Source organism: Pseudomonas sp. FeS53a, from assembly GCF_000931385.1.
Classification (GTDB): Bacteria; Pseudomonadota; Gammaproteobacteria; order Pseudomonadales; family Pseudomonadaceae; genus Metapseudomonas; species Metapseudomonas otitidis.
Window position 1 is genome coordinate 1 of record NZ_JYFT01000041.1, and the last position, 13,011, is coordinate 13,011.

The 13,011-nt window shown below is 68.8% G+C and carries 8 protein-coding genes; 1 reads left to right on the forward strand and 7 read right to left on the reverse strand.

Annotated elements, in window-relative coordinates; genetic code table 11:
- Positions 1-59 precede the first annotated feature (59 nt).
- Positions 60-599, reverse strand: coding sequence for a YaeQ family protein (locus SZ55_RS11895; protein WP_044405855.1), 540 nt, complete (start codon positions 597-599; stop codon positions 60-62).
- A gap of 200 nt (positions 600-799) precedes the next feature.
- Here SZ55_RS11895 and SZ55_RS11900 point away from each other — a divergent pair, with 200 nt between their 5' ends.
- A complete protein-coding gene (locus SZ55_RS11900; protein WP_044405857.1) occupies positions 800-2,530 on the forward strand; it encodes a hypothetical protein in 1,731 nt (576 codons plus the stop codon).
- Positions 2,531-2,558: 28 nt separating this feature from the next.
- On the opposite strand, the gene SZ55_RS11905 is transcribed toward SZ55_RS11900, so the two are convergent.
- From SZ55_RS11905 to SZ55_RS11930, 6 genes are all read right to left on the reverse strand, one after another.
- A complete protein-coding gene (locus tag SZ55_RS11905; RefSeq protein WP_044405859.1) occupies positions 2,559-3,737 on the reverse strand; it encodes a GGDEF domain-containing protein in 1,179 nt (392 codons plus the stop codon).
- 133 nt (positions 3,738-3,870) lie between these two features.
- Positions 3,871-4,560: a phospholipase D-like domain-containing protein gene (locus SZ55_RS11910; RefSeq protein WP_044405861.1), complete on the reverse strand. Its 690-nt coding sequence runs from the start codon at positions 4,558-4,560 to the stop codon at positions 3,871-3,873.
- A 13-nt stretch (positions 4,561-4,573) separates the two neighbouring features.
- Positions 4,574-9,817: a DNA repair ATPase gene (locus tag SZ55_RS11915; RefSeq protein ID WP_044405863.1), complete on the reverse strand. Its 5,244-nt coding sequence runs from the start codon at positions 9,815-9,817 to the stop codon at positions 4,574-4,576.
- A gap of 83 nt (positions 9,818-9,900) precedes the next feature.
- Positions 9,901-10,140, reverse strand: a complete 240-nt coding sequence (locus SZ55_RS11920; RefSeq protein ID WP_044405865.1) for a hypothetical protein — start codon at positions 10,138-10,140, stop codon at positions 9,901-9,903.
- A gap of 102 nt (positions 10,141-10,242) precedes the next feature.
- Entirely contained in the window at positions 10,243-12,291 is a 2,049-nt protein-coding gene (locus tag SZ55_RS11925) for a flotillin family protein (protein WP_044405867.1), read from the reverse strand.
- Between the two features lie 37 nt (positions 12,292-12,328).
- Positions 12,329-12,970, reverse strand: coding sequence for an OB-fold-containig protein (locus tag SZ55_RS11930; protein WP_044405869.1), 642 nt, complete (start codon positions 12,968-12,970; stop codon positions 12,329-12,331).
- Between the last annotated feature and the right edge of the window lie 41 nt (positions 12,971-13,011).

The window sequence follows — 13,011 nt, forward strand, 5'->3', positions numbered from 1 at the left end:
GCAGGGGGCGGGGCTCGATACGCATGCGACTCGGTCTTCCGGGGCGAAAAGGGGGTGGATCAGCGTTCGCCGACCAGCCATTCCAGCGGCACGTCGTGCTGGCCGCGTTCGTCGGTGATGAACAGCGAGCCGTCGCTGATCATCAGGGTCCAGCTGATGGAACGCGGCAGGTCGCGGGCCAGTTCTTCCAGGGCTTCCTGGCCGACGGCGACGACGTTGATGTTCTTCAGGTTGCGCACGCTGTCCAGCACCTTGGTCTGCCACACCCGCAGGCTGCCGTAGGCCAGCAGGCTGAAGCGCTCGCAGCGGCGCGAGCACCAGGTGATGCGCTCGGCATCGGGCTGGCCGACTTCGATCCAGTGCAGCACGCGGTCGTCCAGGCTCTTCTCCCACAGCGCCGGCTCGTCCACGTCCGACAGGCCACGGCCGAAGGCCAGCTGCTCGTGGTACCAGAGGCCGTAGGCGATCAGGCGGACCGCCAGGCGTTCCTCGGTCTCGGAGGGGTGCCGGGCCACGGTGAAGCGCAGGGTCTCGTAGACACCACGGTCCAGGTCGGTGAGGTTGAGTTCGACTTTGTAAGGCGTCGCTTGGAGGGCCATGAAGGGCGTCCTGGTTGGCGAAAAGGCGGCAAGTCTACCTTGAAAGCGCCCCCCATGCCCGGCCCGTACGGCGGCGCGCGGGGCGGAAATGGGCAATCAGTCCCAGGTATGCGCAGCGCGGGTTGCCAGGCCCGGCGACGGCCTTTATAAGACCGACGCCGCGCCCGGTCGGGCGCATGGAACACAGGAAAGGGAAGCCCATGGAACTACTCATTGCCCTGGTCGTGGTCGTGCTCATCGCGGCGCTGCTGTACGCCGTCAACCGCGACGACGGCAGCCTGGAAGCCTATCTGCAGGAGGCTGGCCAGGTGAACCGCACGGCCCTGCTGAGCCTGTTCGAGCCGCGCCTGGCGCTGGACATGGCCCAGGGCCTGCAAGGCGAGGCCCGCCAGCTGGCGTTGCACCAGGTGGCCCCGGCGCTGCTGCGTGCCGGCGAGGAACAGGCCGCACTCACCGCCCTGGCCGAGCTGCGCGACGGTTACCAGCAGAGCGCCCTGGACAACATGCTGGAGCACTACCTGGAAGCCCAGGACCCGCACGCGGCGCTGTCCCTGCTGGAGCGCCTGGAGCGCCCGCTGCCGGAGTCGCCGCTGCTGCAGATCCCGCTGCTGCTCGCCTGCGGCCAGGACGCCCAGGCCAGTGCCCAGCTCGACACCCTCACCCAGCAACAGGAACAAGGCACCGGCCAGAGCCTGTCCGGCCCGCAGAACCTCATCCTCGCCGGGCTGCAGCGTCGCCTGCAGCAACCCCAGGCGGCCCTGCGCAGCCTGGAGCGGGCCTGGGAGCTGCTGGCCCACCCGGAGCCGGACACCAGCCTGCCCCTCCATGACCTGAAGACGGTGCTCACTGGCCTTGCCGAACTGGGCGAGGTGCCCCGCGCCCTGGCGCTGGCCAGGCAACTGCCGGTGGAGGAACAGGGCCAGGCCGTGCTGGCCTTGATGGAAGGTGGCCAGACCGAGGCCGCCTTCGAACTGCTGGCCGACCTGGGCGAGCAGACCGGCTACTTCACCCACACCGAGCTGATGGACCACGCCCTGGCCACGGCGCAGCCGGACACCGCGCTGCGGGTGGTGGACTGTGCGCCGGTGCATCACTACGACGAGCTGCTGCTGCGCCTGGTGGACTGGCACGCCGAGCAGGGCGACCTGGCCCAGGCCAACGCCCTGCTGGATTCCCGCGCCCACGAGCCGGGCCAGCGCATCTGGCTGCTGCTCACCCTGTGGGAGCGCAACCTCGGCCGGCACCCGTCCTGGGCCGACGAGCTGCGGCGCCAGGCGTTGGCCGAGCTGGAGAGGATCCGTGGCGAGGACAACTGGGGCTGGCTGCGCCTGTTCGCCCTGGAAGGCTGGCTGCGCCAGCAGGCCGCCCTGCCGGCGCACCAGCGCGACGCCTACGGGGTGCGCACGCACTTGGAGGAGATCGAGCAGTTGAATGCCGCCCTGGACCTGGACGGCCGCGTGACCAAGCTGGCCGAGCAGGCCCCGCTGCTGCGCGACCTGGGCGAAGCACCCCGCGCCCGGCGCTGGGTGGAGGCCTGCCTCGTCACCCTGGACGATGCGCAGCAGGCCGAGGCCCTGGAAGACGACGAGAACCTCGGCATTTACCTGGAAGCCATCGGCCTGGCCTACCTGGCCCTGGGCGACACGGCCAGGGCCCAGGCCCTGCAGGCTCGGCTGCAAGCGATGCAAAGCGCCGAACGCAGGCTGGACGAAGCCCTGTTGCTGGACCACATCCGGCACGGCCGCTTCGAAGACGCCATCGCCAGCCTGTCGCTGACCAACGTGATGCGGGAGGAGAACCCCCTCGCCCAGCTGCACCAGGCCATCGACCGCCTGCAGGCGGAAGACCCGCCACGGGCCGCCGCCCTGCGCCAGCAGTTGCTGGAAACGCTGAACAACGGCCTGGTCCAACCCCTTCCCGTGGCGGCCTGAAGGCCGCCCAGCAACGGAGGCCGGCGGCTCAGGCCGCCGACTCGCCGCTGGGCTCGGCCAGGGCCTCGCGGTAGCACTCCACGCGGTTGCGCCCCTGGGCCTTGGCCCGGTACAGGGCTTTGTCCGCCAGGGACAGCAGCCGCGACAGGTCGTACCCCGCCTCGCCACTGCCCGCCACGCCGATGCTGACGCTGAGCGGCCCCGGTGCCTCGGGGCAGCTCTCGGCGAACTCGCGGCGGATGCGCTCGGCCACCAGCACGGCGGTGGCGCCGTCGGCATCGGCCAGCAGGCAGGCGAACTCTTCCCCACCGATGCGCCCGAACACGTCGTGCCGACGCATGCGCGCGGCGACGATACGGGTGAAGTCCACCAGGGCGGCGTCGCCGCTGGCGTGGCCGTAGGAGTCGTTGAGGCGCTTGAAGTTGTCCAGGTCGCAGAGCAGCAGCACCACGCCTTCCCCGCGCCGTGCGCAGCGCTCCAGCAGGGCCTGGCCGGAATCCATGAAGGCACGGCGGTTGCCGACACCGGTCAGCGGGTCGCTGTAGGCGGCGTGCTTGTACTGCAGCTCGGCGCGCTCACGGACCATGGCCAGGGTGACGAAGGCGACGCCGATGGCGTACAGCAGCGTCTCGAACACCAGCATCGCGAAGAAGGGGCTGGCCTGGCCGTTGATTAGCCGCTGGAACGGCTCGCCCCGGTCCAGCGCCAGGCGCACGCCGTAGGTCGCCACGTGCATCAGGTGCAGCGCCATGGCCGGGGCGATGGACACCTGCAGGCTGCGCCGGGCGCGCCACAGCTCGAAGGCCGCGAGGGCGGTGTAGGTGATCATCAGCACGCAGCTGAGCATGATCCGCGCCGGCAGCGAGGCGTAGAACGCCGGCACGGCGCAGAGCGCCAGCCACAGCAGCGGCCCGGCGAGGAAGCCGGCGAGATGAACGGGCCGGCCGGCGAACACCCGCATGGAGGTCCAGCTGGCGGCGCAGCTGAGCTGCAGCAGAACGTTGCCGATGATGATCGGCACCCAGTCCATGCCCAGGCCGCGCAGGCTGCCGAGCACGGTGCAGAAGGCGCCGAGCAGCAGGGTCAGGCTCAGGTAGCCGAGGGTCGGCTCCGGGGTGCCGCGACGCCAGGCCCGCCCGGCGAGGATGCCGAGCAGGGCGAGGATGTAGACGTCCACCAGCACCAGGGTGGGGATGTGAAGGTCCATCTGCACGGTCCAGGGCGGGAAGCTCCCGGCAGCCAGCCTGGGGAAGGCGACGCGCGGGCGGTGGGGTTATCGGCCGTAATGCGAACGGCTTCGCACTTTACTCCCCGACTGTGACAGCGTCACGCACGGCGTTTCAGCGTGGGGCGTAGCGCCCCCAGAGGCTGTCGAACTCCGCCAGGTAGCGCGCCACCAGGTGGGCGTTGTCGATCACCAGGAGGTTCTCCTCGTTGCTGGTGCTGGCGCTGCGGGTCCAGTTGAAACTGCCGTTGAGCAGCAGGCGGCCGTCGAACAGGGCGAATTTGTGGTGCATGTGGAAGGGGCTGTCGTCGATGCGCACATCGACTCCGGCGTGGCGCAGGGCCTGGATGTCGCTGCCCTCGTCGTGCTGTTTCTCGTTGTCGCTGATCACCCGCACGCGCACGCCGCGCCCGTGGCAGGCGAGGATCTCGCTGCTGAGCTGGTCGTCGGAGATGGTGTAGACGCAGATGTCCACGCTGTGCCGGGCCTGGCGGCACAGCTCGCGGATCTTGCGCCGGCACTCCTCGCCGGGGCTGAAGTGGGCGCTGGCCACGGCCGGGGCGACGGCACCGGCGAGGTCGAGGGTGCGCACCACCTGCTCCAGCCACTTGAGCGCCGGTTGCAGGTTGGCCGGGTCGGCCTGGCACAGCTCGCGCACCAGGTCGAAGGCGCGGTTGCGCAGGTAGCGCACCTGGTCCGGGCCCAGCTCGCTGCCCAGTTCGCGCAGCTCGTCGCGCTCCTCGTTGCTCAGCTTCAGGTCCTGCAGGCTGTCGCGCAGCTGCTGGTCGAGTCCTGCGAAATCCATGGCGACCTCCGGGTCAGGTGGGCGTGCCGTCGGTGCCGGGCGTCGGCAGGGCGCCACCCAGTTCGTTGAGGCGATTGGCGATGTCGGTGATGCGGTGGTGGGTGCGCAGGTCGACGTCGATCTTCTTGTCCATGATGCGGATCAGCGGCATGAAGCTGTTCTCCAGGCAGTCGGCCAGGCTCAGCAGCACTTCGCGCACGCCCTCCTGGGCCGGAGCGGTGACGTCCACCTTGAACGCGGCGGGCGGTTGCACCAGCGCTTCCAGGCGTTGCAGCAGGGCCTCCCACGGCACCTCGGCGGCGGCCGGTGCGGGGGCTTCGCTGCGGGCCAGCCCGCGCACGCTCTCCACCAGGTCGTTGAGCTGGGCCACCACGCGGGTGCCGACGTCGCTGTCGCTGCCGCCCATGGATTTGTTGCGCATGAAGTCGCGCTTGATCTGGGTCCAGCGCTCGGCCTGTTCGGCGCTCTGGTTGCCGCGCAGTTCGGCGAGCTTGAGCAGGTTCTCCTCGGCGCCGGTGGTGAGCAGCTGGGATTCGCCCTGGTAGTGGTCGGCCAGCAGTTGCATCAGCTCGGCGTCGTTCATCACGGCGGAGATCTTCTCCGCCATCTTGTTCATGTTGCGGTAGCTGCCCTGCAGCTTGAACGGTGGCTCGGTGCGGTATTGGTCGGCCTGGGCGGCGCTGGCGATGTACTGCTGGTTGACCTTGAGCACCACGTCGCGCACCTGCATGAGGCGTTGCAGGGTGGTGGTGATCTCGTTGATCTCGGCGCCGCTGTAGCTGTGGCCCAGTTCGTTGGCGGAGAAGGGCTTGCCCTCGGCGCGGTCGACGAAGCGGTAGACGTCGGCCATGTCGCGGGTGGCCAGGGGCGCCAGCACCGGGTTGGAGGTCAGGGCGTTCTCGATGTAGCTGAGGGCGAAGGCGTCCTGCATGCCGCCCAGGGTGTCGCCGAGGTTATAAATGTCGGCGCGGTTGGCGAGCATGTCGGGGATGCGGAACACATCGCCGGACTCGGTGTAGGGGTTGCCGGACATGACCACGCAGAACTTCTTGCCACGCATGTCGTAGGTCTTGGTGCGGCCCTTCCACACGCCCTCGATGCGCCGGGTGCCGTCGCAGAGGGAGATGAACTTCTGCAGGAACTCCGGGTGGGTGTGCTGGATGTCGTCGACGTAGAGCATCACGTTGTTGCCCATCTCCAGGGCCAGGTTGAGCTTCTCCAGCTCCTGGCGCGAGGTGGCGTCGGGCGCCTGGGCCGGGTCCAGCGAGCGCACCTCGTGGCCCAGGGCCGGGCCGTTGATCTTCATGAAGATCAGGCCGAGGCGGTGGGCGACGTACTCCATCAGGGTGGTCTTGCCGTAGCCGGGGGGCGAGATGAGCATCAAGAGGCCCATCAGGTCGGTGCGCTTGTTCTCACCGACGGTGCCCATCTGCTTGGCCAGGTTGTCGCCGATGATGCCGAGATAGACGTCGTTGATCAGTTTGTTGCGCACGAAGGAGGTCAGCGGGCGCGGCTTGAACTCGGCCAGGCGCAGGGCCTCGCGCTGGCGGGCGACCAGGGCCTGGCGCAGCGCCTGGTACTGGCGCAGGCCGGGCAGCACCTGCTCGCGGTGCTCGCGCAGGCGGCCGAAGAAGTCGTCCACTGCCAGTGCCAGGCTGTGGTCCTGGATGCGCGGGTGCTCGCCCATCAGGCCGCTGACGCTGAAGCGCAGGTCCACTTCGGTGAAGCGCTGCGGGAAGTCGGCACGCAGTAGGGCCAGGGCCACGGCTTCGGCCCGGTAATCGGCGAGGCCGGCGAAGCCCTCTTCGCCGCAGAGGCCGTCGAGCCAGTGGCCGACCAGCGCCCACTGGGCCGCCGGGCGCCCGTCCAGGCGGCCCACGGCGGCCTGGTAGTCGTCCCACATGCGCGCGCCTTGCAGGCGCAGCTTGAGCCCTTCGTGCAGCTGGCGGGCGTACTTGCTGAAGGTGAATTCGATACGCTCGGCGGCCAGTTCCTGCACCAGGTATTCGGCGGCCTCGGCGACCTGGCCCGGCTGCAGGGGCAGCGGGTGCTCGGCGAGGAAGGCCTGCAGGGCATCGGTCACTTCGGCCTGCAGCGCCAGCAGGCCGTCGGCACGGCCGAACAGCTGCTGGATGTGCCGGCTGGTGCGAGCACGCTCCGGCCAGGCGATGCCGCTCTCGCCCTGCCGGGCGGCGTCCCAGAACAGCGTGGCGAAGGCCCGGGGCACGGCGCCGAAGCGCAGCAGCCCGGCGCTTTCGCGCAGGGGCAGCAGGTGCTGGAGGATGGCGGCGGCGTCGTGGTCGTGGATGCCCTTCTCGTAGCCGTCGCGGTAGCGCGGGGCGGCGAAGTCGCGCACCACCCGGGCCAGTTCCTCGGGCTGCGCCAGCAGGGCCTTGAGGCCGTCCAGGCTGAGGCCTTCGCGCTGGCCGTCGGCGGCGTCGAGGACTTCGCCGGCCAGGTATTCGGCGCGGTAGAGGCGCTCGGACTCGGACTCCAGCGCCACCTGCCAGTACGCCTTGAGGGCGTCCAGCTCGGGGTCGTGCAGGGGTTCGAGGAAGTCGGTGCCGGTGAGGTGCAGGTAGAGCCCGTCGCCACGGGGCAGCAGGGTCAGGTCCAGCTCCTGGGTGTTGACGCTGAAGCGGTGGCGCGGGCCGAGCTTGATGACGTTGCCGCCGGCTTCGAACAGTTCGCTCTTGTCGCGCAGGGCACGCACGGCCTGGTCGCGGGCGCCCTTGAGGCGGGCCTCGACGTCGTCGGCCTTGACGCTGTCGTTGAGCTCGCGCAGGCGCTGGGCCAGTTCGCGCAGCTTGAGGATCAGCGGGTCGGCGGCGAAGAAGGCGTTGAGTTCCTCGGCCTGGGTGAATTTGGCGGTGCGTCGGCCGAGGCTGTCGAGGATGCGCCGGGCGGCGTCCTGCAGGCCCTGGGCCTTGCGCTGGCGCTCGTCGAGCAGGGATTGCTTGTGGGCCTCGAAGGTTTCCAGCAGCTCCTCGCGCTTGCTGAGGATGTCGCCGAGGAACTGCTCGTGGTCGCCGAAGCGGCTCTCCAGTTCCTCCAGCTGCACCAGCAGGCGCGACAGCTGCTCGTCGCAGCGCTCGGGGTCCTGGGCCTGGGCCAGGGCGTTGACGATGCCCTGGCCGAACAGCTTGAACTGGGCGCCGAACTGGGCCACCGATTCGGTGGAGCCGAGGGCCTTGCGGCGCTGCTCGGCGCGGGCCTTGGCCTGGTTGAGGCGGGCGTAGATCTCGGAGATGGACTCGATGATGCGGGTGCGCTGGGTGGCGTCGTCGATCTGCAGCGAGCCCATCAGGTTGGACAGCATGTCCAGGTCGCCGGCCATGGCCTGCAGGGCCTCCAGCGGCGGGGCCAGGAGGGCGACGGTCTCGGCCTTCTGCGCGTCGGCGTCCAGCGTCTCCAGGCGGGTGACGAAGGGCTGCAGGGCCTGGTCGCTGGCGAGGAAGGTGGCGGTGGCGGCAGCGGTGCGCGCCTGGGCCTCCTGCAGCTCGGCTTCCATGGCGTCGATGCGGGCGACGTCGATGTAGCGGTAGTCACGGATGGTCAGCAGCAGGCCGCGCTGGGCGGTGATGCCGTTGAGGGCGTCGACGTAGTCCTGGGCCTGTTCCCAGCCGGCGGCCTGGAGGCGCCCGAGCAGGGCCTTCTGCTGCGCTTCGGCGCCGGCCATGGCCTGGTCGGACTGGCGGCGGATGCTCTCGACCTTCTCGTATTCGTCCAGCACCCGTTCGGCGGTGGCGGCCACTTCCCGCAGCAGCGGGGCGAGCCCGTCGAGCTCGTCGCTGCCGAGCCAGTGGTAGACGTCGAACAGGCGGCGGGTGCCCTGGCACAGCTGGGTGTAGCGCTGCACCGAGACGGAGGGGGTTTCGATCTCGCGGCACAGGCCGTAGAGGTCGGAGACGCCGCGCACCAGCTCGGCGTTGCCGATGCGCCCGAAGAAGCCGCTGCGGGCCGGCTGGCGGGCGGCGTATTCCTCGGTGAAGAACGGGGTCTGCCAGATCTGCATGGGGTGGATGCGGGTCGGCTCGTCGCCCTCGGCGGCGAAGATCACCATGCGCCCGTCTTCCAGGCGCGCGTAGCCGTGGCCGAACAGCGGGTTCTGCAGCTGGCGGCTGATGAGGTTGTAGGTGAGCAGGACCGAACGGCCCTCCTCGGGGTGGTAGAAGATGTACTGCACGTCTTCGCCGTTGGGCGAGCGCACGCTGCGCTTGAAGCGCATGCCGGCCATGGAGGCGTCGAAGGTCTTGTATTCGCCGTTCTGCAGGTAGCAGCCGCCGGGGAAGATGATGCCGTGGTCCTCGGGCAGCTGGACGCAGGCCTGGCCGATGGCGTCGATGCGCTCCACCTGGCGGGTCAGGCTGTTGTAGACCAGGTAGCGCCACTGCTCCTCGCGGTAGGGCAGCACCTTGAGCAGCACCAGGCTGCCGAGGCGGGCGAATTCGATCTGGGCGTCGTCGAGGGACTGGGTCTTGTCCACCACCTCTTCGCGGTAGATGCCGAGGCCGTCCTCGGTGTTGTTCTCCACCTTGATGGTGAGGTCGCCGCCGATGGTCTCGACGAACACGGTGTCGAGGATGTTCAGGTGCGGGTGGCGGCCCTGGACCACCATCTCGCGGGTGGCCTTCTTCCATTCGAAGTCGAAGGGCGACGGCAGGGCGATGTCACGCTCGCCGCGGTTGTCGATGTAGCGCACCTCGCGCCCGTCGCTGGAGAGGGACCAGCGGAACACGCGGATGTCGGTGATGCGCTCGCCGATCTGGAAGCTCGCCAGCAGCTTGCCGTCGCGGATGGCCAGCTGCAGCAGGCGGGTGTTCTTGTAGTAGGTGTAGAGCTCGTTGAAGTCGTTGAGGAAGCCCTGGGCGGCGAGGAAGGTGCCTTCCAGCGGCACCGGCTCGGCCTCATAGCCCTCCTCCCCTTCCACCAGGCGGTAGAGGGAAAAGACGTCGGCGATGCCGGTTTCCTTCCTCAGGCCGATGAAGACGTTGTAGCCGAACAGCAGGCAGTCACCGACCTGGACGATGTCGCGGGCGATGCAGTTGTTCTCGGTGCGGATGCGCACCCGGCCGACCACGTCCATGCGGCTGTCGCCGAAGGCTTCGAGGCGCCGCTGGTTGAGGCTGTCGGTGGTCTGCCGCAGGCGCTGCCCCTGGTCCTGCAGGCGCTTGTGCAGCACCTCGTAGGCGCCGCCTTCGGCGACGGCCTTGTCCAATACATCCTGTGCGGGGGTTGCGGCGGTGACGTCCGACATCGTGTTCTTCCTGAATCTGCTGGGTCTGCGAACAGGGCCCCTCGGGCGGAGGGGCCGGGTACGCGGGGGCGCGGGGCCTGGGCTCAGGCGCCGATCTTGCGGGCGACTTCGGCCATCTGCTCGCGCAGGGCGGGGTCGATTTCCTCGGGCCTGACGTGGGCGAGGATCTTCTTCAGCACGCGCTTCTCGTTGTCGTCGATGACGCCGTCGCGCTCGGCGATGGCCAGCAGGGCGGCCAGTTCGTGCACGTCCAGGCGGCCGTCGTTGGCGAAGCAGTGGATGGAGCGGAAGGACAGCTCCAGGTAGTCACGGGATTCAGCCATGGCGAGGTTCCTCTTGGCGGGTAGGCGGGCCCGGCCCCTTTCGCAAGGCGGGGCGGACCCTGTGCGCGGCGTCGGGCCCCGGGGGTTCCGGGGCCCGCTCGATCAGGCCTCGGCAGCCGGGGCGGCGTCAGCCTTGGGCGCGACGGCCGGGGTGCGGCCGTTGAGCAGGCGGGCGAGCACGTCCTGCACCACGGGGCTCTTGCCCACCACGCCTTCGATGGCCTTGCCGACGGAGAGCGACTTGGCGAAGGAGTTGAAGAAGTCGCCTTCGCCGCCGACGATCTCGATCTTCGCCTTGCCCAGGGCGGTGGCGAGCACTTCGGCCTGGTCCTTGGCGATGTCCTTGTTGGCGGCGATGGCGGCCATGGCTTCTTCGAAGCTCTTCTCCAGCTGCATGCGGAACTCTTCGTGCTGGCGGGCGCTGTCGCTGAGGGCGTCGAGGGCGCTGAACTTCTTGCCCAGGCCTTCGGCCTCGGCGTTGAGGCGCTGCAGGAGGATTTCCGCTTCCGCCGAACCCAGGTCCTTGGTGGCCTTGGCCTTGGCGGCGCCGAGCTGTTCTTCGCCTCGGGCCTGGGCACCGAGCTTCTCTTCCAGCACCTTGGCTTCGGCGAGACCGTCCTTCTCCTTGGCGGCGGCCTGGGCTTCGAGGATGCGGGCTTCGGCGAGGCCCTTCTCCTGCTCGCCACGGGCTTCGGCGATCAGCTGTTCGGCGCGCACGCGGGCGTCGGCGAGGCCGTCCTTCTCCTTCGCGGTGGCGGTCGCTTCCAGCACGCGGGCATCGGCCAGGCCGGGGGCGGCGCGCTCGGCCTCGATGCCTTCGGCCATGCGCTTCTTGGCTTCGGCCTGCTTGGCGGCGGCTTCCAGTTCGGCCTGGGCGAGGTTGTTGATCTCGACGGCCTTGTGCTTGGAGCGGGTCTCGTCGGCTTCGGCCTGCTTGACCTGGCGCACCAGCTCCTGCTCGGCTTCGGCCTGCGCCTGGAGCACGATGACCTGCTTGGCGCGCTCGGCTTCGGAGACTTCACGCACTTCCTTGATGCGCTCTTCTTCCTGGGCGACGGTCTTCTCGACGGCGACGCGCTCGCGGATCACGTTGGCGATGTTCTTGCGCTGTTCTTCCAGCGCCTTTTCCTTCTCGATGCGCTGCAGCTCGACCTCGCGCTCGCGGGCGACCACTTCCAGGTCCTTGGCGCGGGTGACCTTCTCCACTTCGATGACCACGGCGCGCTGGCGGTTCTGCTGGGCCACTTCCACTTCGCGCTGGTGGTTCTCGACGCGGATGTCGATCTCCTGCTGGGCCTGGATGCGGGCCTGCTCGGCCTTGAGGCGTTCCTCTTCCTTGACCTTGGCGGTCTCGGCTTCCTCGCGGGCGCGGATGGTTTCGATCTCGCGCTTCTGCCGGGCCTCGGCGTCGGCCTGCTGGCGTTCGAGGGCCAGGGCGGCTTCGCGGGTCTCGACGTTCTTCTTCTGGATCGCCAGTTCCTGGTTGCGCTCCAGCTCGTTGGTGATGACGTTCTGGTTGGCGGTCAGTTCGGTGATCTTGCGGATGCCTTCGGCGTCGAGGATGTTGCTCGGGTCGAGGGAGTGCTTGGCGGTCTGTTCCAGGTAGTCGATGGCGACGTCTTCCAGCACGTAGCCGTTCAGGTCGTTGCCGATCACTTCGATGATGCGGTCGCGGAAGTCCTGGCGGTTCTCGAACAGTTCGACGAAGTCGAACTGCTTGCCGACGGTCTTCAGCGCTTCGGAGAACTTGGCGTTGAACAGTTCGTTCACCGCGCCCCGGTCGGAGGCGCGGTCGACGCCGATGGCCTTGGCCACCTTGAGCACGTCCTGCTGGGTTTCGTTGACGCGCAGGTAGAAGGCGACGGTGATGTCGGCGCGCATGTTGTCACGGCAGATGAGGCCGTCCTTGCCACGGCGGTCCACTTCCAGGGTGATCAACGAGATGCGCATGAACTCCTTGAGGTGGATGACCGGGTACACCAGGGCGCCGGTGAAGTGCACCTTGGGGGTGGAGGACATGTCGTTGACGATCAGTGCGGTGCCCTGCGGGACCTTGATGTAGAAGGCCTTGAACAGGGCCAGGAGCCCGACGACCACGAGGACGACGAGACCGACGCCGATCAGGATGGGCAGCAGCGAGGCTAGGTTCATTGCAATCATTCTCCTTTGATGCTGAGGCACACCGGGGTCAGAGCCCGCGGAATTCGTCCTCGGTGATGACCCGATAGGCGTGCTGCGCCTCCAGGTATTCCAGTAACACGACACGGTCGCCGCGCTTGAGCCCGAGGGCTTCGTCGGCACGGACCTTGAGGATCAGCCCGGCGCCACCGTCCTCCAGCACGGCTTCGCCCTGCCCGGCGGTGACGCGGCCACTGCGCACCACGGCCGTCTGGCCGATGACGCTGCGGGTGCTGGTGGCCTCGGCCTTGAGGAACAGCGGGCGCAGGGGGCGGCACAGGGTGGAGGCGATGGGCACGGCCAGCACCAGGGCGCCGATCATCACCACCAGGCCAAGCGGGTAGCGCAGCCAGCCCAGGGGCAATTGGCCGAGCAGCCAGAGTTCGACGAAGTAGCTGATGAACCAGCCGAAGAAGAACAGCAGGGTCAGCACCAGGGTGACCGGCACGCCGTTGAGCTTGAGCTTGGACAGCAGGCCGGCGAGGCCTTCGGCGTTGCCGTGGCCTTCGAGCAGGGAGTCGGCCTCGACATCCAGCAGGTCCACCTCCAGCAGGCCGAAGGCGACCACGGTCCAGTAGATGACCGCGATGAGCAGCAGGAAGCTGAACACCACGGTGGGGAACGAGAGGGCGGTGATCAGGAAGAGGTCCATCGTTTCCAGTCCTTGAAACAGGGCGGGCAGGGCCGCGGTCG

Bases quoted from the DNA above. Each gene is read 5' to 3' on its own strand.
- SZ55_RS11905 (WP_044405859.1), bottom strand. From the start codon at position 3,737: ATGGACCTTCACATCCCCACCCTGGTGCTGGTGGACGTCTACATCCTC.
- SZ55_RS11920 (WP_044405865.1), bottom strand. From the start codon at position 10,140: ATGGCTGAATCCCGTGACTACCTGGAGCTGTCCTTCCGCTCCATCCAC.
- SZ55_RS11925 (WP_044405867.1), bottom strand. From the start codon at position 12,291: ATGAACCTAGCCTCGCTGCTGCCCATCCTGATCGGCGTCGGTCTCGTC.
- SZ55_RS11915 (WP_044405863.1), bottom strand. From the start codon at position 9,817: ATGTCGGACGTCACCGCCGCAACCCCCGCACAGGATGTATTGGACAAG.
- SZ55_RS11895 (WP_044405855.1), bottom strand. From the start codon at position 599: ATGGCCCTCCAAGCGACGCCTTACAAAGTCGAACTCAACCTCACCGAC.
- SZ55_RS11930 (WP_044405869.1), bottom strand. From the start codon at position 12,970: ATGGACCTCTTCCTGATCACCGCCCTCTCGTTCCCCACCGTGGTGTTC.
- SZ55_RS11910 (WP_044405861.1), bottom strand. From the start codon at position 4,560: ATGGATTTCGCAGGACTCGACCAGCAGCTGCGCGACAGCCTGCAGGAC.
- SZ55_RS11900 (WP_044405857.1), top strand. From the start codon at position 800: ATGGAACTACTCATTGCCCTGGTCGTGGTCGTGCTCATCGCGGCGCTG.